Here is a 20693-nt window from a genome sequence, read left to right as displayed (position 1 = left end):
ACTGCACACCGGTCACATGAGCGTACTCAACGGATGGCTCGGGACCGGGCCTTGAACGCGGCCTTGCGCGCGGCCTTGGCGACCGTGCCGTCGGGGATGGAACGTCCGAGCAGCTCCAGCACTTCGACCACGTCGGGGTGGTCGACCCGCCACATCTCCTCGATCAGATGGGCGGGCGGGCCAGAGGCGGCCATGTTCTCGGCGAAGATCTCCGGATCGGCCTCGGCGGCGGGCATGGCGAGGGCCAGCATGTCGACGCTGACCCACAGCAGCTCGTCCTGCGTGAGGGGCGGCGCGGACAGCTTACGGGCCGCCAGCCAGTGAATGGCGTGCGGGCGCAGCTCCTGGTCCTCCAGGTAGCCGCGGACGGCGGGCTCGGCCTCGGGGCCGAGCCGGTCGACGATGGTGATGGCGATGCCGCGCGCCACGGCGGGTGCTCCGGAGGCGGCGGCCAGCAGCTCGCCGGCGGCCTCGACCGGCACCCGCCCCGCCAGCCAGCGGTCGATGTCGGCCTCGGCCAGCTCGGTGGGCACGCCTTCGAGCAGCCCTTCGATGAGCCCGAGCGCGTCGGCCTCGGCCAGGTCGGGTGCCTCGGGCGCCTCGACGCCGACCGACAGGTAGTGCTCGCGCAGCGCCCAGACGGCCACCGGGGTCAGCTCGGCGGTGTCGCCGGTGACGCGCAGCAGGCCCGTCCACTCCAGCCGGTCGAGCACGGCGGGCAGGTCGATCGCGCGGTCGCCGGCGATCTCGTCGAGGTAGTCGCCGATCACCGTGACAGGCACCCGGGTCTGCAGCCGGTAGAGCATGTCGAACAGGTCGTAGAGGCCCTCGTCGAGCTCGGGAGAGCCGGTGACGGCGCCGCCGGTGTCGTGGTCGAGCAGGTCGGCGACGCGCCGGGCCCACGCGGCCAGCGGGTCGCCGTCGCCGGTCAGCGGCTGCTCGGCCAGCATGGGGACGGCGGGCAGCGCGGCCCGCAGCTCCTCGGGCTCGGCGAGACGTACGGCGGGCAGCGGCGTGCAGGCCGGGCAGTCGCAGGGCGCCTCGCCGAGGTCGGGCAGCTCGCCGGACGGGATGGCGATCGACTGCTCGAGCGACTCGGGGCCGATGGAGCTGAACAGGCTCTTGGCCATGCCGAAGTTCGCCGGGTCGGCGAGCGCCTCCGGCATGCGGGGCTCGATGTCGTCGAGCCTGGAACGCATGGCCGCCGCCGTCTCGGCGCTCACCTGACCGGCCTCGCTGAGGTAGTCGACGAGCATGCGGGCGGCGGCGACGGTCTCGGGCGCGCTCTCGGGCGGAGCGATGACCTTGCGGGGATAGATGGACAGCAGCAGCTCGTCGAAGGTCTCGGGAGTGAAGTCGCGAAGTTCGTTGACGTTGAGGTAGTCGCTGGCGTAGTCGCAGAGCAGGCGGACCTCGTCCGCGTCCACTTCGACGTCCCGCGTGCGCCCCCAAGCACGCAGGTCGTCGATGGCTTGGTTCACCCATTCGATCGACACAGGGGCACGCTAACGGCTGGCCAACGGATGAGCGAATCGGGGAAACGGGCTAAATCAGGTCGAGGGGGTCGACACTCACCCTCACGACATCCGGCGTCTTGCGCGCCGCGCGTACGCCGCTGGCGCCCTTGAGCGCGGCCGACAGCGCCGCGCCGCCCGCCCTGGGCACCCGGATCATGGCGCGTTCCTGCCCGTCGTCATCGACCGGTACGGGGCCGAGCACCTGGGCTTCGGACGGCAGGCGGGCCTCGTCGATCATCTGCCTGACCGCGCTGGCCGGGCCGGTGAGCGTGGCCATCCGCACCGCCGGCGGGAACCCCAGCTCCGCCCGGTCGGCCAGCTCGCGCTCGGCGTGGGTGACCGGGTCCCAGCGCAGCAACGCCTGTACGGCCGGCAGCGCCGCGTCGCCCAGCACCACCAGCTCGGCCCCGGGACGCAGCAGCGCGGCGGCGTTCATCCAGCGGCGTACGGTCTCCTCCCCCGCCCGCAGGTCGGCCCGCCCGAGCAGGGCCCAGCCGTCCAGCAGCACCGCGGCCGTGTAGCCGCCCTCCGCCACCGGCTCCGCCCCCGGGGTGGCGACGACCAGGGCGCGGGCGGCGGGCACCGCGGCCAGCACGCCGTCCCTGCCCGACGTGCGCACCTGCACCGACGGGAACGCCCTGCCCAGCTCCTCCGCCGTCCGCCTGGCGCCGGTGACCACCGCGCGCAGCCTGGGGCTCCCGCAGGACGGGCAGCGCCAGTCGGCGTCGACCCGGCCGCACCAGCGGCAGTAGGGCGCCGCGTGCCCGCCGCGCAGCGCGAGCGGCCCGTGACAGCGCGGCCCTTCGACCGCCTCACCCGCCTGCCGAGCGGGCTCCTGCAAGGTGGTGCCGAGCCGCGGCGCGGCCTGCTGCGCCGGGAACGTGCCCTGCCCGTGCGGCGGGACGTCCTGGGTGCTCCTGGTAGGCGGCAGGACGCAGCGGGCCGGGGCACGGCAGTGGCGGCAGGCCAGCGCGGGCAGGTAGCCGCGCCTCGGCACCTGCACCAGCACGGGGCCGCCGTCCAGGCCGTGGCGCAGGGCCCGCCAGGCGATGCTGGGCAGCCGGGCCTGCCGGGCGGCCTGGTCCTTGGCCAGCTCGGCGTCCTCGCCCGCCGGGCGCACGCGCGGGGCGAGGCTCCTGATGGTCGTACGGGCCGCCGCGATCGGCCTGGCCCAGCCGCTCGCGACGAGCTGGGTGGCCTCGGCGGTACGCGCGTAGCCGCCCATCAGCATGCCCGCGCTCGCCCGGTGGGCGCGCAGGCCGAGCACCTCGCGGGCGTGCGGGTAGGGGGCGAGCCGCTCGGCGTGCAGGTCATCTCCGTCGTCCCAGATCGCCACCAGGCCCAGCTCGGCGACCGGCGCGAACATGGCCGCCCTGGTGCCCACCACCGCGCGTACCTGGCCCCTGAGCAGCCGCAGCCACCGCCGGTAGCGCTCGGCGGGGCCGAGGTCCGCGGTGAGCGCCACGTGGGCACCGGGGCCGAGCACGCGCAGGAACGCGGCGTCGGCCAGCGCGACGTCCTTGCCGTCGGGGACCACGACGACCGCTCCCCTGCCGCCGTCGAGGGTGGCCCGCACGGCTTCGGCGATCGGGTCCGCCCAGCCGATGGCGCCGGGCAGCGCCGACCACACGGCCCGCGGTGCGCGGCCGTCACGCAGGGCGGCGAGGAAGGAGGGCCCTGCCGGGTACGCGTCCCAGGCGCTCGGGGAGGGCGCCTGCGGGCGCTCCTCGGGCGGGACGGGCTTGGGCTCCTCGCCTTCGGCCCGCGCGTGCCGGGGCGGGACGGCCAGGCGGAGCACGTCGGTCAGGGTGCCCGCGTACCGGTCGGCCACGGCCCTGGCCAGACCGGCGATCTCGGGGGTGAGGACGCGCTCGGGCGACACGACGCGTTCGAGCGGGGTGAGCCTGCCCTCATGGTCGCTCTTGGGGACACGTTCGAGGAGGAAGCCGTCGATGAGCTTGCCCGCGAACCGCACCCGCACGCGCACGCCGGGCTCCGCGGTCTCGTGCAGCTTGGCCGGGACGAGGTAGTCGAAGGGCCGGTCGAGGTGCGGCAGCGGGCTGTCGACGACCACCCTGGCCACGGGGTTCTCGGGGGCGGGGAGCACCGCTCCCCTGGTGTCCTTCTCGGACGCCGGGGGCCGCACGGCTTCGAGCGGCAGGAGGGCGTCGTCGGAGGAGTCGGTCACGAACAACGTCTACCAGACCCCCGGCCATGACCACCCCACCGGAACGCCGGCCCGTCCGGCACACCGGAGACGCACGCGGGGACCTCGCCACTACGGCGGGTGCCGGGCGTGCGCGGGCCGCCTCGCTGTTCGGCGGCGCGAAAAACACCAAGCGGTGCCGCCCGCATCCCTGAGAGAGGCGGGCGGCACCGATCGGCTCGCAGCGAACGGCCGGCGGCGTGAAGCCGGCCGGTGACGGGTCAGAGACCGGCGGCGGTCCTCAGGGCCTCGGCGCGGTCGGTGGACTCCCAGGAGAAGCCCTCGCGGCCGAAGTGCCCGTAGGCGGCGGTCTCGGAGTAGATCGGACGCAGCAGGTCGAGGTCGCGGATGATCGCGGCAGGACGCAGGTCGAAGACCTGCAGCACGGCCTCCTGGATCTTCTCCACCGCCAGCTTCTCGGTGCCGAAGCACTCGACGAACAGACCGACCGGCTGAGCCTTGCCGATCGCGTACGCCACCTGCACCTCGCACCGGTCGGCCAGCCCGGCGGCCACGACGTTCTTGGCCACCCACCGCATGGCGTAGGCGGCGGAACGGTCGACCTTGGACGGGTCCTTGCCGGAGAACGCACCGCCACCGTGGCGGGCCATGCCGCCGTAGGTGTCGATGATGATCTTCCGGCCGGTGAGCCCGGCGTCGCCCATCGGGCCGCCGATCTCGAAGCGGCCGGTCGGGTTGACCAGCAGGCGGTAGCCCTCGGTGTCGAGCTCGAGGTCGGCGAGCACGGGGTCGACCACGTGCTCCTTGATGTCGGGGGTCAGCATCTCCTTGAGGTCGATCTCGGCCGCGTGCTGCGTGGAGACGACCACGGTGTCGAGGCGGACCGGCGTGTCGCCGTCGTACTCGATCGTGACCTGCGTCTTGCCGTCGGGGCGCAGGTAGGGCACCGTGCCCGACTTGCGCACCTCGGACAGGCGCTGGGCCAGCCGGTGGGCCAGCGTGATCGGCAGCGGCATCAGCTCGGGCGTCTCGCGGCAGGCGAAACCGAACATGAGGCCCTGGTCACCGGCGCCCTGGCGGTCGAGCTCGTCGCCGTCACCGGCCACCCGGTGCTCGTAGGCGTCGTCGACGCCCTGGGCGATGTCGGGCGACTGCGCGCCGATGGACACCGACACGCCGCACGAGGCGCCGTCGAAGCCCTTGTGGGAGGCGTCGTAGCCGATCTCCAGGATCTTCTCCCGGATGACGCCGGGGATGTCGACGTAGGTCTCGGTCGTGACCTCGCCTGCGACGTGGACCTGGCCGGTAGTGATCATCGTCTCGACCGCGACCCGGCTCTTGGGGTCGTCTTTGAGCATGGCGTCGAGAATCGCGTCACTGATCTGGTCGGCGATCTTGTCCGGGTGGCCCTCGGTGACCGACTCGGAGGTGAACAGGCGACGTGACAACTCAGTGGCTCCTCATGCAGCGGCTGCTGACGGATGTGAGGCCCGGGACCAATGGGCATGGCCGGGCCTCGCCGAAGTCTAGCCCTACCTGGTGCCCTGCGGCGAAACCGTCCACGATCTGTCTCCCATCACAGTTCGGGTAAAGGGTCGGGCGGCAGCGTCTCCGGCGCGAAGATCTCCGCGTCCGCAGCCGAGATCACCGCCGCGTACTCCTCATCAAACTCGAACACCATCGAGCCAAGCTCGAGAGCGTTGCCCGGCAGGATGGGGCCGAGCCTCGTGTGCCGCGGAAACTCCGCGAACACCGACACGGGACGATCGGTCCTCAGCGTCCTCGTCGCCAGCACGGAGATGGCCCCACGCGTGACCACGATCAGAAAGTTCCCCGTCCCCGCCGGCCCCGAGGAGAAGGCGGGAAAGAGGTAATGAATCTCCCCTTGGTCACCCAGCAGCGTCCTACAACGATCTCTAACAGCGGAACCCACCGGCATTCCATCCCCCTTTGCCCCAAGTATCCGCAGGCGTGCGGGGGTGTTGCAACAGGTGATCGAGTAGTGGGATCTGCACACTTTGTACGCCCTACAACCTCCACATCCCCTTACCCCCACCCGTCTCCAGGGACTTGCCAGTCTCGTCAGACCCAGGAGCCCGACGGCACGTGAGAGTGGTCGAGGGCAAGCGGAAGGCGACCACCCACCGCCGCAGAAGCGGGGACGGTGGCAGGCGGTTCACGAGGCTCCAAACGGCGCCCATCCACCGCCACGCCACAGAGGCACAGGGCGGGTGACGGGCGGTCAGGTCAGCGAGAGGGGGCCACGCCCACACCCAGCCCAGGGGCCGCAGGCGACGCGGCACAGGCAAGAGGGCGATCACCGGCCCCGGAAGGGCGAGGGCCGGTGGGTTCAGGAGGGGCCGGGGGCGACCGCCGACCCGTAGGGCGGGAGAGGCCGGGGGCGACCGCCAGACCGCAGGGGTCAGGAGAGGCGGGTGGCGACCAGGTCCCAGACGGTGTCGGCGAGGTCTTCCTTGGGGCCGAACGGCACGTCGACCGGCTCTCCGCCGGCCACCAGCACCGTGGCCGCGTTGCCGGCCGTGCCGAAGGCCAGCCCCTCGCCGACCTGGTTGACGACCAGCAGATCGCAGCCCTTGCGGGCCAGTTTGGCCTGTCCGTTGGCGAGCACGTCGTGCGTCTCGGCGGCGAATCCGACGATCACCTGCGGCCCGGCACCGTGCCCGGCCGCCTTTTCCTGCCCCGCGCCGATCCCGGGCGTGTCGCCCCTGACCAGCTCAGCCAGCTCAGAGGGCGCGCCATCCGAGGGCCGCACCGCTTCACGCGCCGCACCCCCACCGGACGCCCCGGCCCCATCGGACCCCGGCGAAGCCCCACCAGGCGAGGCGACCGCAGCCTCCGCCTCAAGAGACGACCCGCTTTCAGAGGGCGCCCAGGGCGCGGCGGACGAACCACCCTCAGCGGGCGTCCCGGATGCGGTGGGCGGGCCAGACCTGGCCTGGCGGCGGCGGTCGCCCAGCTCCGCGAGGATGTCGGGGTTCTTGACGAGGTGGATGGCCTCGGGTTCGCCGTCCGTTTTCTTGATCTTGGTGTCATGGCGCGCGGCGGGCCGGAAGTCGGCGACCGCGGCGGCCATCACCACCACGTCGGCGTCGGCGGACGCGGACAGCACCGCGTCGCGCAGCTCGGCCGCCGACTCCACGCGGAGGACGGCGGCCCCGGCGGGGTCGGGCAGCGAGACGTTGGCCGCCACGAGCGTCACCTCGGCCCCCCGAGCGACGGCGGTGCGGGCCAGCGCGTAGCCCTGCAGCCCGGACGAGCGGTTGCCGATGTAGCGGACCGGGTCGATGGCCTCGCGGGTGCCGCCGGCGGAGACGACGACCTTGCGCCCGGCGAGGTCGAGCGGCCGCCCCCTGGCGACCCGCAGGCAGACCTGGAAGATCTCGTCAGGATCGGGCAGCCGTCCAGGACCGGTGTCGGCACCGGTGAGCCGCCCGGAGGCAGGGTCGATCACGACGGCGCCCCGCGAGCGCAACGTGGCGACGTTGGCGCGGGTGGCGGGATGCTGCCACATCTCGGTGTGCATCGCGGGCGCGAACACGACCGGGCAGGTGGCCGTCAGCAGCGTGTTGGTGAGGAGGTCGCCGGCCAGCCCGTGGGCGGCCCTGGCGAGCACGTCGGCGGTGGCGGGCGCGACCACGACGAGGTCGGCGCTCTTGCCGATGCGTACGTGGGGCACCTCGTGGACGTCGTCCCACACCTCGGCCGAGACCGGGTTGCCCGACAGGGCGGCCCAGGTGGGCGCGCCCACGAACTTCAGCGCCTCGCGGGTCGGCACGACCCGCACCTCGTGCCCCGACTCGGTGAACAGGCGCAGCAGCTCACACGCCTTGTAAGCGGCGATGCCGCCGCTGACGCCCAGGACGACCTTCATCGAAGGGGTCAGACCGCGCCTTCGATGGGCTCGGCGTTGAGCAGGCCCTCGGAGACCTCACGCAGCGCGATGGACAGCGGCTTTTCCTGGGCGTGCGTCTCGACCAGGGGACCCACGTATTCCAGCAGGCCCTCGCCGAGCTGGGAGTAGTAGGCGTTGATCTGGCGAGCGCGCTTGGCGCCCATGATCACCAGGGAGTATTTGCTGTCGACGATGTCGAGCAGCGCGTCGATCGGCGGGTTGGTGATGCCCTCCGCGGCCGGGGTGGTGCCTGCCACGATTGTCAGACCTCTCGGTTGGTGGTTGTCGTGACCCCCTGAGGGTCAGTCATCAAGGCTATCAGCCGATGGCACACGTCTTGGACGTTCGTGTTGACGAGCGTCATGTCGAACTCGTCCTCGGCGGCCATCTCGATGCGCCCGGCCTCCAGCCGGCGGGCGATGACCTCTTCAGGCTCGGTGCCGCGCCCGCGCAGCCGCTTCTCCAGCTCCTCCCACGAGGGCGGGGCCAGGAAGACCAGCAGCGCCTCCGGCATGCTCCTGCGCACCTGCCTGGCGCCTTCGAGGTCGATCTCGAGCAGGGTGGGCACGCCCTCGGCGAGCTTCTTCAGCACCGGGTCGCGGGGGGTGCCGTAGCGGTTGCCCGCGAACTCCGCCCACTCCAGCAGCTCGCCCGCCTCGACCAGCCGGTCGAACTCGGCGCCGTCGACGAAGAAGTAGTGGACCCCGTGCACCTCGCCGGGCCGGGGCCTCCTGGTGGTCACCGAGACCGACAGCCACACCTCGGGGTGTGCCCGCCGGAGCTCGGCGACTACCGTGGACTTGCCGACGCCCGACGGCCCCGAAAGGACCGTCAGCCGCCGCTCGCTCAAGGGCAGGAAACCGACCTCCGCTCCTGGCCCGACCGCCTCGTGGGCACTGACATCGCCGGACCAGGACCTCTCGGTCACTTCCTACCCCCCGTTGAACCCGCGTTTCCGTGTGGAACAGAGATTAGCTCTCGTTGCCACCGAACTCGCGCTCGAGGGAGGCCCTCTGGTTCGCGCCGAGACCCCGCACGCGGCGGGACTCGGCGATGGCAAGCCGCTCCATGAGCTGCTTGGCGCGGACCTTGCCCACGCCGGGGAGCGATTCCAGCAAAGCCGAGACCTTCATCTTGCCGATGACGTCGTCGGTCTGCCCATCCTTGAGCACCTCAGCCAGAGAAACCGCGCCATGCTTGAGCCGGTTCTTGACCTCGGCACGCTCTTTACGGGCCTTGGCAGCCTTCTCCAGGGCTGCGGCGCGCTGCTCAGGGGTCAGGGGAGGAAGAGCCACGCCGGGTCACCTCGAATTTCTGTCGATGTACTCGGACGGGAAGGGAAACTAGCTGGTCATCGCCCCCTAAGCAACGTCAAGAGCAGTTTCTCTCGCGACAAAATCCACTTCATCACTCTCCGTGATCGTAAAATCACCTTGAGCTGATCAAATCGCCCTCACATCCGCCTACACGCGTCGGCTCACGCCGGTGTCGCGAAACGCAACAGTGATCGATTCCGAGCCACCCTCCGATGTCCGAAACCCTTGCCACACCTGGGCCGAAACCCATTCCGGCGATCTTGCGCGCGGCTCGCACGGATGCCTTATGATCTTGTGAGCGGGGCACTCCCGCGCCCTCGGCGCACTGTGCTCACAGACCGTCATCCTGCCCTGTGCGACACCCGGTCCGGCGACGCCGCGTCACCGCACGGGGGTCAGGAGGCGCGGCGCAGCGAGGCGGCGATCGCGGCGGCCGCCGCTCCCGGGTCGGGCGAGCCCGTGATGGGCCGGCCGATCACGAGCAGGTCCGCGCCGTCGGCGAGCGCCTGCTCCGGGGTGGCCACGCGCTTTTGGTCCTGGGTGTCGGCGCCCGTGGGCCGCACGCCGGGCGTGATGAGCGTGATGCCGTCGCCGACCTCGGCGCGTACGCTCGCGACCTCGTTGGGCGAGCACACCAGCGCGGTGGCGCCCGCCTCCACCGACAACGCTGCCAACCGGCGTACGGCGTCGTCGGCCGGGCCGGCGATCCCGATGCGCTCGAGATCGGCCTCGGTCAGCGAGGTGAGCACGGTGACGGCGGCGATCTGGGTGTGCGGCGCACACTCGACGGCCGCCCTGATCATCGCGGGCCCGCCGGCGGCGTGCACGGTGAGGATCGAGGGCCGCAGCCGCGCCACGGCCTTGGCGGCACCGGCGACGGTGTTGGGGATGTCGTGCAGCTTGAGGTCGAGGAAGACGCGCACGCCGCTGGCGCCGCGCACGGAGGCGATGACGTCGGGCCCGTAGCGCAGGTAGAGCTCGAGGCCGACCTTGACGGTGCTGACGTGGGGGGTGACGAGGGCGGCCCACTGTGCGGCGGTCTCCAGGTCGGGTGCGTCGAGAGCGACGGCGATGGGTGCGGGGGTCAAGGGCGTCAAGACGTGCTCTCCAGGCGCTCGGGAGTCAAGGCGTGCTCTCCTCGGTGTCTACCAACAGGTGCCGGGGTGCGCTCCCCGGCGGGCGGTGGGCCAGGCCGACGGCGTCGGCCAGCCGCTGGAAGCCGCGAGCCCTCAGGAGGTCCTCAAGCTCGCGTTCGATGCGCAGGCAGGCGTAGGGGTCGTGGAAGAGCGCCGTGCCCACTCCGACGACGCAGGCGCCCGCCAGGACCAGCTGGAAGGCGTCCCTGCCGGTCATCACGCCGCCGATGCCGATCAGCGGCACGCCGGGCAGCGCCGCGTGGACCTGCCAGACGCACCGTACGGCCAGCGGCAGGATGGCCGGGCCCGACAGGCCGCCGGTGACGGCGGCGAGCGAGGGACGCAGGGCCTCGGTGTCGATGGCCATGCCCAGCGGGTTGTTGATCATGGACAGCGCGTCGGCCCCCGCGTCCACGCAGGCGCGGGCGACGGAGACGATGTCGGCCACGTCGGGGGCGAGCTTGGCGACGACGGGCACGTCGTAGCGCATGATCGAGCGCACGGAGGCGATGACCTCGGCGGCGGCGCTGCCCTCGCGGGCGAAGACGCGCCCGCGGTCCTCCATGTTGGGGCAGGAGAGGTTGACCTCCAGCGCGGTCACGCCGGGCGCGTCGGCGAGCCTGCGGGCCAGCTCGGAGTATTCGGCGACGGTGCCGCCGCCGATGGAGACGATGGTCTTGATGCCGCGCTGGGCCAGCCAGGGCAGCTCGCGTTCGAGGAACGCGTCGATGCCGGGCCCCTGCAGCCCGACGGCGTTGAGCATGCCGGAGGGCGTCTCGGCCATGCGCGGCGTGGGACGGCCCGCGCGGGGCGCCATGGTGATGGAGCGGGTGGTCAGGGCGCCGAGCCGGTGCAGGTCGAAGAACTGCGCCAGCTCGCGCCCCGAGGAGGCGCAGCCGGCGGCCGTGGTGATGGGGTTCGCCAGCTCCACGTGCGCCAGAAAAGTCCGCATATCAACTGACATGTCGTGCACCGCCCCCGGGGGCGCCCAGCGCGTCGAACGGGATCGTTCCCACGTCCTCGAAGCGCACCCGCTCCCCCCGGAACACCGGCCCCTCGGCGCACGCCCTGACCATCCTGGTCGAGCCGTCGTCGCCGATGACGGGCAGCACGCACGTCATGCACACCCCGATGCCGCAGGCCATCGCCTCCTCGACGGCCACCTGCACCGGGATGTCGAACTCCATCGCCACCGCCGTCACCGCCCGCAGCGTCTCCATGGGCGCGCAGGCGTAGACGACGTCGGCCCGCGTGTCGGCGATCACCGACGGCAGCGCGTCGGTGACCCTGCCGCGCAGGCCGAGCGAGCCGTCCTCGGTCGTCAGCGTGGTCGTCTCGGCCATCCTGCGGGCCCGCATCGCCCCGAACACCCGCTCGGCCCCCGCTCCCCCCAGCACGAAGTCGACCCGGCAGCCGCGCGCCAGCAGCGCGTCGGCCAGCGGGAACAGCACGGCCGAGCCGTATTCGGCGCCGACCAGCACGCAGTGGACCGGGTCGCGGGGCAGCGGGAACGGCCGCCCGAGCGGCCCGACCAGGTCGAGCGTGTCACGGGCGCGCCGCTCCGCGAGCCAGGCCGTGCCGGGACCGCGCGTGGTGAAGACCAGCTCGACCGTGCCGCCGTAGTCGGACTTCACGTCGTGGATGGACAGCGCGCGGCGCGTCACCATCGAGGTGTACGCCCCGCCGACCGCCACGGAGACGAAGTGGCCGGGGCGGTAACGCTCGGCGATGCCGGGCGCCACCACCGTCAGCGCATGGTAGGCGTCGACCCGGCGCGTCGTCAGCACCGTGCCCGTCACCTGCACCGGTGTACCGGCCAGTCGTCTTCACCTCCCGTGGCGGGGTCAGCCCCTGATTGCCTGCGCGTGCTCCTGCAGGGACCGTACGCCCACATCCCCGCGTACGATCGCCTGGATGCCCGCCGCCGCGGCGGCCAGCCCCGACACCGTGGTGATGCACGGGATGCCGCGCAGCACGGCGGCCGTGCGGATCTCATAGCCGTCGAGCCGCGGCCCCGACTGCCCCGGGCTGCCGAAGGGCGTGTTGACGATCAGATCGACCTCGCCGTCGAGAATGGCCTGCACGCTCGTGGGCTCACCTCCGGGACCCGCTCCCTCGCTGTGCTTTCGCACGATCTTGGCATGGACGCCGTTGCGGCGCAGCACCTCGGCGGTCCCCTCGGTGGCGAGGATCTCGAATCCGAGATCCGCCAGCGCCTTCACAGGGAAGATCATCGCACGCTTGTCCCTGTTGGCCACGGATACGAACGCGCGTCCCTTGGTCGGAAGCTCGCCGTAGGCCCCGGCCTGCGACTTGGCGAAGGCGATGCCGAAGAACTCGTCGATGCCCATGACCTCGCCGGTCGAGCGCATCTCGGGCCCGAGGACGATGTCCACGCCCCTGAACCGGTTGAACGGCAGCACCGCCTCCTTGACCGCGATCGAGGAGTCGAGCGGCAGCGTGCCGCCGTCGCCCGTGGCGGGCAGCATGCCCTCGGCGCGCAGCTCGGCGATCGACGCGCCGAGCATCACCCGGGCCGCCGCCTTGGCCAGCGGCGTGGCGGTGGCCTTGGACACGAACGGCACCGTACGGCTGGCGCGCGGGTTGGCCTCCAGGACGTACAGGACGCCGGCGGACATGGCGTACTGGACGTTGAGCAGCCCCCGCACGCCGACCCCCTGGGCGATGGCCCTGGTGGCCTCCCTGATGGCGGTGATGTCGGCGCTGCCCAGCGTAATGGGCGGCAGCGCGCACGCCGAGTCGCCGGAGTGGATGCCGGCCTCCTCGATGTGCTCCATGACGCCGCCGAGGAACAGCTCCTCGCCGTCGTAGAGCGCGTCCACGTCGATCTCGATGGCCTCGTCCAGGAACTTGTCGATGAGCACCGGGTGACCGGCGCCCTCCGGCTGCTCCTGGGCCGCCATGTAGCCGGTGAGCGTCTCCTCGTCGTAGACGATGGCCATGCCGGCTCCGCCGAGCACGTAGGAGGGCCGCACGAGCACGGGGTAGCCGATCTCGCCGGCGATCTCGCGCGCCTCGGCGACGGTCAGCGCGGTGCCGTGCTTCGGCGCGGGCAGCCCTGCCTCGGCCAGCACCCGCCCGAAAGCGCCGCGCTCCTCCGCGAGGTGGATCGACTCGGGCGAGGTGCCGACGACCGGCACGCCGGCGTCCTTGAGCGCCTGGGCCAGACCGAGCGGCGTCTGCCCGCCGAGCTGCACGATGACGCCCACGACCGGGCCGGTCTGCTGCTCGGCGTGGACGACCTCCAGGACGTCCTCCAGGGTGAGCGGCTCGAAGTAGAGCCGGTCGGAGGTGTCGTAGTCGGTCGAGACGGTCTCGGGGTTGCAGTTGACCATGACGGTCTCGAACCCGGCCTTGGACAGCTCGAACGAGGCGTGCACGCACGCGTAGTCGAACTCGATGCCCTGGCCGATGCGGTTGGGCCCGGAGCCGAGGATGATCACCTTGCGGCGCTCGCCGTAGGGGACCTCGCTCTCCTCGTCGTAGGTCGAGTAGAGGTAGGGCGTCTTGGCGGAGAACTCGGCGGCGCAGGTGTCGACGGTGTTGTAGACCGGCCGCAGCCCGAGCGCGTGACGCAGGTCGCGCACCCGCGCCTCGTCGATGCCGCGAATCTCGCCGATCTGCACGTCGCTGAACCCGTGGCGCTTGGCCCGCTCGAGCACCTCGGCGGTCAGCTCGGGCGCCTGCGCGACGGCCTCCGACTCCTCGTGCAGCAGGAAGAGCTGGTCGATGAACCAGGGGTCGACGCTGGTGGCCTCGTACAGCTCATCGGGCGTGGCGCCGGCCCTGATGGCCTGCTGCATCGTGCGCAGGCGGCCGTCGTGGGGCATGCGGCAGGCGGCCAGCAGCTCGTCCTTGCCCGCCACGTCGCCGGCCCAGGTGAAGGAGGAGTCCTTCTTCTCCAGCGAGCGCAGCGCCTTCTGCAGCGCCTCGGGGAAGGAGCGGCCGATGGCCATGGCCTCGCCGACCGACTTCATGTGCGTGGTGAGCGTCGGGTCGGCGCCGCGGAACTTCTCGAACGCGAAGCGCGGCACCTTCACCACGATGTAGTCGAGCGTCGGCTCGAAGGAGGCCGGGGTCTCCTTGGTGATGTCGTTGGGGATCTCGTCGAGCGTGTAGCCGATGGCCAGCTTGGCGGCGATCTTGGCGATCGGGAAGCCGGTGGCCTTGGAGGCCAGCGCCGACGAGCGCGACACCCGCGGGTTCATCTCGATGACGATCATGCGCCCGGTCCGCGGATCGACCGCGAACTGGATGTTGCAGCCGCCGGTGTCCACGCCGACCTCGCGGATGACCGCGATGGCGACGTCACGCATGTTCTGGTATTCGCGGTCGGTCAGGGTCAGCGCGGGCGCGACGGTGACGCTGTCGCCGGTGTGGACGCCCATCGGGTCGATGTTCTCGATGGAGCAGACGATGACGACGTTGTCGGCCTTGTCGCGCATGACCTCCAGCTCGTACTCCTTCCAGCCGAGGATCGACTCCTCCAGGAGCACCTCGGTGGTCGGGGACGCGTCGAGCCCGGCGCCGGCGATGCGCCGCAGGTCGTCCTCGTCGTAGGCGAAGCCGGAGCCGGCGCCGCCCATCGTGAACGAGGGCCGCACGACGACCGGGTAGCCCAGCTCGCGGGCCGCGGCCAGGCACTCGTCCATGGTGTGGCAGATGGCCGACCTGGCCGACTCGGCGTTGAGGCCGTGCTCGCGGGCGACCTTGGCGACGATCTCCTTGAACCGCTCGCGGTTCTCGCCGGCCTGGATGGCGTCGAAGTCCGCGCCGATCAGCTCGACCTCGTACTTCTCCAGCACGCCCGACTCGTGCAGCGCCACGGCCGTGTTGAGCGCGGTCTGGCCGCCCAGCGTGGGCAGCAGCGCGTCGGGCCGCTCCTTGGCGATGATCTTCTCGACGAACTCGGGGGTGATCGGCTCGACGTACGTGGCGTCGGCGAACTCCGGGTCCGTCATGATGGTCGCGGGGTTGCTGTTGACCAGGATGACGCGGAACCCCTCGGCCCGCAGCACCCGGCACGCCTGGGTGCCTGAGTAGTCGAACTCGCACGCCTGGCCGATCACGATCGGCCCAGAGCCGATCACCAGGACCGACCTGATGTCCTCACGCTTGGGCACGGCTCATGACCTCGCAGAACTCGTCGAAAAGATAGGCAGCGTCGTGCGGGCCCGCGGCGGCCTCTGGATGGTATTGGACGCTGAAGGCGCGCCCGTCGATGAGGCGCAGCCCCTCCACGCAGCGGTCGTTGAGGTTGACGTGGGTGACCTCGGCCGGCCCGAACGGGGTCTCGAACGGCCCGTCGAGCGGCGCCTCGACCGCGAACCCGTGGTTGTGGGCGGAGATCTCCACCTTGCCGGTGCGCACGTCCTGGACCGGCTGGTTGACCCCGCGGTGGCCGTAACGCAGCTTGTACGTCGGCAGCCCGAGCGCCCGCCCGAACAGCTGGTTGCCGAAGCAGATGCCGAAGAACGGCACCCTGGCCTCCAGCACCTTGCGCAGCGCGGTGACGTCGGCCGTGGCGGGGTCGCCAGGGCCGTTGGAGAAGAACACGCCGTCGGGCTTCACCGCCATGATCTGCTCGAACGTGGCGTCGGCCGGCAGCACGTGCACCTCGCAGCCGCGCTCGGCCATGCGCTGCGGGGTCATGCCCTTGATGCCGAGGTCGACGGCCGCGACCGTGAAGCGCCTGGTCCCGAAGGCCGGCACGACGTAGGTCTCGCCGGTGGCGACCTCGCGCGCCAGGTCGGCGCCCTCCATGCCGGGCGACTGCCTGACCCGCTCGACCAGCTCCTCGACCGGCGCGTCGGGGGCGCTGAAGATGCCGGCCCGCATGGCGCCGCGCTCGCGCAGGTGGCGGGTGAGCGCGCGGGTGCCGGAGATCGCGATCCCGACCACGCCCTGCTCCTTGAGGTAGTCGTCGAGCGAGCGGGTGGCCCGCCAGCTCGAGACGACCCTGGACGGCTCGCGCACGACGTAGCCGGCCACCCAGACGCGGCCCGACTCGGGGTCCTCGTCGTTGACGCCGGTGTTGCCGATGTGGGGCGCCGTCATGGCGACGATCTGCCGGTGGTAGGACGGATCGGTCAGGGTCTCCTGGTAGCCGGTCATGCCGGTGTTGAAGACCATCTCACCGAACGTCTCGCCTTCGGCGCCGTACGGAGATCCGTGGAAGACGCGGCCGTCTTCCAGGACGAGCACCGCTGTGTTCAAACCAGCTTCCCTTCGAGTACGGTCGGCCTGCCGCGCAGGAACGTGGCCACTACCCGGCCGGGCAGTGTCATCCCCTCGTAGGGGGTGTTCCGGCTCTTGGACGCGAAGGCGGACGGGTCGACCTCGGTGCGTACGGACGGGTCGTACAGCGTGATGTTGGCCGGCTCGCCCACGGCGAGCGGCCTGCCCTGACCGGCGAGGCGGCCGATGCGGGCGGGCACGACGGACATGCGCTCGGCGACGGCCGCCCAGTCGAGCAGCCCCGTGTCGACCATGGCGGCCTGCACGACGCAGAGCGCGGTCTCCAGTCCGACCATGCCCATGGCAGCCGCGCTCCACTCGGTCTCCTTGTCCTCGACCGGGTGGGGCGCGTGGTCGGTGGCCACGATGTCGATCGTGCCGTCGGCCAGCGCGGCGCGCAGCGCCTCGACGTCGGCGCGCGTGCGCAGCGGCGGATTGACCTTGTAGATGGGGTTGTAGGCGCCGACCGGCGACTCCTCCACGAGGTCGTCGGTGAGCAGCAGGTGGTGGGGGGTGACCTCGGCGGTGACGTTCCAGCCCTTGGACTTGGCCCAGCGCAGGATCTCGACGGAGCCGGCGGTGGAGACGTGGCAGACGTGCAGCCGGGAGCCGACGTGGGCGGCCAGCAGGCAGTCGCGGGCGATGATCGCCTCTTCTGCGACGGCGGGCCAGCCGGTCAGGCCGAGCCGGCCGGAGACGACGCCCTCGTTCATCTGGGCGCCCTCGGTCAGCCTGGGCTCTTGAGCGTGCTGGGCGACGACGCCGTCGAACGCCTTGACGTATTCGAGCGCGCGGCGCATGAGCACCGCGTCGTCCACGCAGCGGCCGTCGTCGGAGAAGACCCGGACGCGGGCGGCGGAGTCGGCCATCGCGCCCAGCTCGGCGAGCTGCCTGCCCTCCAGGCCGACGGTGACGGCGCCGACGGGGTGCACGTCGCAGTGGCCGAACTCGCGGCCGAGCCGCCACACCTGCTCGACCACGCCGGCGGTGTCGGCGACGGGCGAGGTGTTGGCCATGGCGTGCACGGCGGTGTAGCCGCCGCGGGCGGCCGACTGGGTGCCGGTCTGGACGGTCTCGGCGTCCTCGCGGCCCGGCTCGCGCAGGTGAGTGTGCAGGTCGACGAGGCCGGGCAGCGCGACGGCGCCGGCGCCGTCGACGACCTCGTCACCTTGAAGCCCTGTGCCGATCTCCGCGATCACGCCGTCGGCGATGCGGAGGTCCACGGGCTCGCCGCCCAGGATCCTGACGTTTCTGATGATCATGCGGTTTCTCCCCCGAGCAGCAGGTACAGGACGGCCATGCGGATGGTCACGCCGTTGGCGACCTGTTCGACGATCGTGGAGCGCGCCGAGTCGGCCACCTCGGCGGCGATCTCCATGCCCCGGTTCATCGGGCCTGGGTGCATGACGATGGCGTCGTCCGGCATCTTGGCGAAGCGGTCGCGGTCGAGGCCGTAGCGGCGGGAGTATTCGCGCTCGCTCGGGAAGTACGCGGCGTTCATCCGCTCCTTCTGCACCCGCAGCATCATCACCACGTCGGACTTGGGCAGCACCGCGTCGAGGTCGTAGGAGACCTCGCACGGCCAGCTGCCGACCGAGACGGGCAGCAGCGTGGGCGGGGCGACGAGGGTGACCTCGGCGCCGAGGGTGTCGAGCAGCAGCACGTTGGAGCGGGCGACCCTGCTGTGCAGCACGTCGCCGACGATGGTGACCTTGCGGCCCTCGAGGTTACCGAGGCGGCGGCGCATGGAGAAGGCGTCGAGCAGCGCCTGGGTGGGGTGCTCGTGGGTGCCGTCGCCGGCGTTGACCACGCTGCCGTGGACCCAGTTGGCCAGGCGGTGCGGCGCGCCGGACGCGCCGTGGCGGATGACGACCGCGTCGGCGCCCATGGCCTCCAGGGTCAGCGCGGTGTCCTTGAGCGACTCGCCCTTGGACACGCTGGAGCCCTTGGCCGAGAAGTTGATCACGTCGGCCGACAGCCGCTTGGCGGCCGCCTCGAAGGAGATCCTGGTGCGGGTGGAGTCCTCGAAGAACAGGTTGACGACCGTGCGCCCGCGCAGCGTGGGCAGCTTCTTGATGGAACGTTCCGAGAGGCTCGCCAGCTCCTCGGCGGTGTCGAGGATGAGCAGCGCGTCGTCCTTGGCCAGGTCTCCGGCGGAGATGAGGTGCCGCTTCACCGGGAGCCCTCCTTCATGAGGAGGACGGCGTCGCGACCGTCGGTCTCCTGCAGGTAGACCTTCACCTTCTCGCTCTTGGCGGTGGGCAGGTTCTTGCCGACGTAGTCGGCGCGGATGGGCAGCTCGCGGTGGCCGCGGTCGACCAGCGTGGCGAGCTGCACGGCCGTGGGGCGGCCGATGTCGTTGAGCGCGTCGAGCGCGGCGCGCACGGTGCGGCCGGAGTAGAGGACGTCGTCCACGAGCACGACGACCTTGCCGTCGATGCCGCCGGAGGGGACCTCGGTGTGGCCCAGCGGGCGCACGGGGCCGCGGCGCAGGTCGTCGCGGTACATCGTGATGTCGATCGAGCCGACGGGGATCTTCAGCCCCTCGAACTGCTCGATGCGCTCGCCGAGCCGGCGCGCCAGCGTGGCGCCGCGGGTGGGGATGCCGAGCAGGACGACGTCGCCGCCGCCTTTGGTGCGTTCGAGGATCTCGTGCGCGATCCGGGTCAGCGCCCGGTGGATGTCGGGGGCTTCGAGAACCGCCCGGGAGTCCTTCTGGGCAGGCTCCCTGGTATCGGGTTCTGCGGACATGGCGAAGCTCACCACCTTTCCCGCCTCACGGGACGGGTCTTAAAAGGGTGTTGGTCGGGACACACAGTACCAGGGGCCACCAGCCACAACACGAGGCCCCTCCCCCTGCGCGATCTCCCTGATCAGGTAATTTCCCCGCCCGCGCCCGTGTCGGAGCGGCCCGCGCGGGGCACGTGACCCGGGCGCGGCGGCGGGCCGGCGGGCGTGAGTACCGCCGCCGGGAGGGGATAGAGCAGAGATGACCTTTCATGTGGACAGCGAGGTCGGCCGGCTGCGGCAGGTCCTGCTGCACAAGCCGGACCTGGCGCTGAAACGGCTGACCCCCACGAGCAAGGACGCCTTCCTCTTCGACGACGTGCTGTGGGTGCAGCGGGCGATCGAGGAGCACGAGGAGTTCCAGCAGGTGCTCACCAGCCGCGGCATCCGCGTCCACCTGCTTTCCGACCTGCTCCAGGAGACCGTCGAGATCCCCGAGGCGCGCAAGCACATCCTCGACGCCGTCGTGGACGAGCGCTGGCTCGGCCCGGTCGCGATCGACGACGTGCGCAACACCCTCGACGGCATGGACGCGGCGACCCTGCAGATGTATCTGACCGGCGGCATCACCAAGCGGGAGCTGGTCGCGCTGGGCTGCGACCCCAAGGCTCTGACCTTCCACACCACGGCCGACGACGACTTCGTGCTGCCGCCGCTGCCCAACCACCTGTTCACCCGCGACACCTCCTGCTGGATCTACGACGGCGTGTCGATCAACGCGATGAAGAAGAAGGCCCGCATGCGGGAGACGGTCAACATGGAGGCCGTCTACATGTACCACCCGACGTTCGCGGACGGCTTCAACCGGCCAGGGCAGGGCGGCTACCACTGCTGGATGCCGGGCAGGGCCGCCGCGCCCGCCACCATCGAGGGCGGCGACGTACTGGTCATCGGGAGGGGCGCGGTGCTGGTCGGGATGAGCGAGCGCACCCAGCCGCAGGCGGTCGAGATGCTGGCGCAGCGGCTGTTCAGGGCCGGCTCGGCGAGCCGCATCGTGGCGCTCGACATGCCGAAGGCGCGCGCGTTCATGCATCTCGACACCGTGATGACGATGCTGGACGTGGGGGTGTTCACCAAGTACGCGGGCCTCGGCATGCTGCCGGCGTACACGATCGAGCCCGGGGAGACGTCCAAGGAGCTCAAGGTCACCGACCACCCCCCTGAGGACATGCACAAGGCGATCGCGCACGCGCTCGACCTGCCGGACATCACAGTCCTGACGGCCACCCAGGACGTCTACGCCGCCGAGCGGGAGCAGTGGGATGACGGCTGCAACGGGCTGGCGCTGGAGCCCGGCGTGGTCGTGGCCTACGAGCGCAACGCCACCACCAACAACTACCTGCGGGACAACGGCATCGAGGTGATCACGATCAGGGGCAGCGAGCTCGGCAGGGGGCGCGGGGGGCCGCGGTGCATGAGCTGCCCGCTCGAACGTGACGCCGTCTAGGGGGGAACACCGACCGATGGGCGACGATCTGCGCAACCGCAGCTTCCTCAAGGAGCTGGACTTCCCGCCCGGCGAGTTCGGCCGGCTGGCGGCCACCTGCCGTCCCAGGCGCCCTGCTCCAGGCCGAAGGACATGATCCGCTGCCGGCCCTC

Annotated in this window: 17 protein-coding genes; 1 reads left to right on the top strand and 16 read right to left on the bottom strand. The window is 71.5% G+C overall.

Annotation, left to right across the window (positions count from 1 at the left end):
* Positions 1–26: 26 nt before the first annotated feature.
* The 16 genes from ABZW11_RS23435 to pyrR form a co-directional block, all read right to left on the bottom strand.
* On the bottom strand, positions 27–1496 hold the full coding sequence (locus tag ABZW11_RS23435; RefSeq protein ID WP_355420570.1) for a hypothetical protein: 1470 nt from the start codon (positions 1494–1496) through the stop codon (positions 27–29).
* Between the two features lie 49 nt (positions 1497–1545).
* A complete protein-coding gene (locus tag ABZW11_RS23430; protein ID WP_355420803.1) occupies positions 1546–3663 on the bottom strand; it encodes a primosomal protein N' in 2118 nt (705 codons plus the stop codon).
* Positions 3664–3944: 281 nt separating this feature from the next.
* The gene (gene metK, locus ABZW11_RS23425; RefSeq protein WP_355420567.1) at positions 3945–5132 is read right to left on the bottom strand and encodes a methionine adenosyltransferase; all 1188 of its coding nucleotides are present in this window, start codon (positions 5130–5132) and stop codon (positions 3945–3947) included.
* Between the two features lie 128 nt (positions 5133–5260).
* Positions 5261–5623: a hypothetical protein gene (locus ABZW11_RS23420; protein ID WP_355420565.1), complete on the bottom strand. Its 363-nt coding sequence runs from the start codon at positions 5621–5623 to the stop codon at positions 5261–5263.
* Positions 5624–6106: 483 nt separating this feature from the next.
* On the bottom strand, positions 6107–7576 hold the full coding sequence (gene coaBC, locus ABZW11_RS23415; RefSeq protein WP_355420563.1) for a bifunctional phosphopantothenoylcysteine decarboxylase/phosphopantothenate--cysteine ligase CoaBC: 1470 nt from the start codon (positions 7574–7576) through the stop codon (positions 6107–6109).
* Positions 7577–7584: 8 nt separating this feature from the next.
* Positions 7585–7854 (bottom strand): DNA-directed RNA polymerase subunit omega, encoded by a 270-nt coding sequence (rpoZ, locus tag ABZW11_RS23410; protein ID WP_043638590.1) that lies wholly within the window; start codon positions 7852–7854, stop codon positions 7585–7587.
* Positions 7855–7859: 5 nt separating this feature from the next.
* Positions 7860–8453 carry a guanylate kinase gene (gene gmk, locus ABZW11_RS23405; protein ID WP_355420800.1) on the bottom strand — a complete coding sequence of 198 codons (594 nt, stop codon included), beginning with the start codon at positions 8451–8453 and terminating at the stop codon, positions 7860–7862.
* Between the two features lie 115 nt (positions 8454–8568).
* Positions 8569–8892 (bottom strand): integration host factor, actinobacterial type, encoded by a 324-nt coding sequence (gene mihF / locus ABZW11_RS23400; RefSeq protein WP_020541698.1) that lies wholly within the window; start codon positions 8890–8892, stop codon positions 8569–8571.
* A gap of 416 nt (positions 8893–9308) precedes the next feature.
* A complete protein-coding gene (gene pyrF / locus ABZW11_RS23395) occupies positions 9309–10001 on the bottom strand; it encodes an orotidine-5'-phosphate decarboxylase (RefSeq protein ID WP_355420797.1) in 693 nt (230 codons plus the stop codon).
* 34 nt (positions 10002–10035) lie between these two features.
* Positions 10036–11013, bottom strand: a complete 978-nt coding sequence (locus ABZW11_RS23390) for a dihydroorotate dehydrogenase (RefSeq protein ID WP_355420560.1) — start codon at positions 11011–11013, stop codon at positions 10036–10038.
* The gene (locus tag ABZW11_RS23385) at positions 11003–11854 is read right to left on the bottom strand and encodes a dihydroorotate dehydrogenase electron transfer subunit (protein ID WP_355420557.1); all 852 of its coding nucleotides are present in this window, start codon (positions 11852–11854) and stop codon (positions 11003–11005) included. The genes ABZW11_RS23390 and ABZW11_RS23385 overlap by 11 nt, the downstream gene beginning before the upstream one ends.
* Positions 11855–11893: 39 nt before the next feature.
* On the bottom strand, positions 11894–15193 hold the full coding sequence (carB, locus tag ABZW11_RS23380; protein WP_355420555.1) for a carbamoyl-phosphate synthase large subunit: 3300 nt from the start codon (positions 15191–15193) through the stop codon (positions 11894–11896).
* Positions 15180–16286, bottom strand: a complete 1107-nt coding sequence (gene carA, locus ABZW11_RS23375) for a glutamine-hydrolyzing carbamoyl-phosphate synthase small subunit (protein ID WP_355420554.1) — start codon at positions 16284–16286, stop codon at positions 15180–15182. The genes carB and carA overlap by 14 nt, the downstream gene beginning before the upstream one ends.
* Positions 16283–17569, bottom strand: coding sequence for a dihydroorotase (locus tag ABZW11_RS23370; protein WP_355420552.1), 1287 nt, complete (start codon positions 17567–17569; stop codon positions 16283–16285). The genes carA and ABZW11_RS23370 overlap by 4 nt, the downstream gene beginning before the upstream one ends.
* Complete coding sequence (locus ABZW11_RS23365) at positions 17566–18483, bottom strand: aspartate carbamoyltransferase catalytic subunit (protein WP_355420549.1); 918 nt, start codon at positions 18481–18483, stop codon at positions 17566–17568. Before ABZW11_RS23365 ends, ABZW11_RS23370 begins: the two co-directional genes overlap by 4 nt.
* On the bottom strand, positions 18480–19058 hold the full coding sequence (gene pyrR / locus ABZW11_RS23360; RefSeq protein ID WP_355420546.1) for a bifunctional pyr operon transcriptional regulator/uracil phosphoribosyltransferase PyrR: 579 nt from the start codon (positions 19056–19058) through the stop codon (positions 18480–18482). Before pyrR ends, ABZW11_RS23365 begins: the two co-directional genes overlap by 4 nt.
* A gap of 238 nt (positions 19059–19296) precedes the next feature.
* Between pyrR and ABZW11_RS23355 the strand changes: the two genes are divergently transcribed.
* Complete coding sequence (locus ABZW11_RS23355; protein ID WP_355420543.1) at positions 19297–20541, top strand: arginine deiminase; 1245 nt, start codon at positions 19297–19299, stop codon at positions 20539–20541.
* The last annotated feature ends 152 nt before the right edge of the window (positions 20542–20693 follow it).

Origin of the sequence: Nonomuraea sp. NPDC004580 (assembly GCF_040609855.1) — a bacterium.
Lineage (GTDB): Bacteria > Actinomycetota > Actinomycetes > Streptosporangiales > Streptosporangiaceae > Nonomuraea > Nonomuraea salmonea.
This window is presented reverse-complemented; position numbering and strand designations above follow the sequence as displayed.

What these genes read in the sequence shown, in the direction of transcription:
- ABZW11_RS23390 (WP_355420560.1), bottom strand. Translation starts at nt 11,013, where the DNA reads ATGTCAGTTGATATGCGGACTTTTCTGGCGCACGTGGAGCTGGCGAAC.
- pyrR (WP_355420546.1), bottom strand. Translation starts at nt 19,058, where the DNA reads ATGTCCGCAGAACCCGATACCAGGGAGCCTGCCCAGAAGGACTCCCGG.
- ABZW11_RS23370 (WP_355420552.1), bottom strand. Translation starts at nt 17,569, where the DNA reads ATGATCATCAGAAACGTCAGGATCCTGGGCGGCGAGCCCGTGGACCTC.
- ABZW11_RS23420 (WP_355420565.1), bottom strand. Translation starts at nt 5,623, where the DNA reads ATGCCGGTGGGTTCCGCTGTTAGAGATCGTTGTAGGACGCTGCTGGGT.
- ABZW11_RS23355 (WP_355420543.1), top strand. Translation starts at nt 19,297, where the DNA reads ATGACCTTTCATGTGGACAGCGAGGTCGGCCGGCTGCGGCAGGTCCTG.
- coaBC (WP_355420563.1), bottom strand. Translation starts at nt 7,576, where the DNA reads ATGAAGGTCGTCCTGGGCGTCAGCGGCGGCATCGCCGCTTACAAGGCG.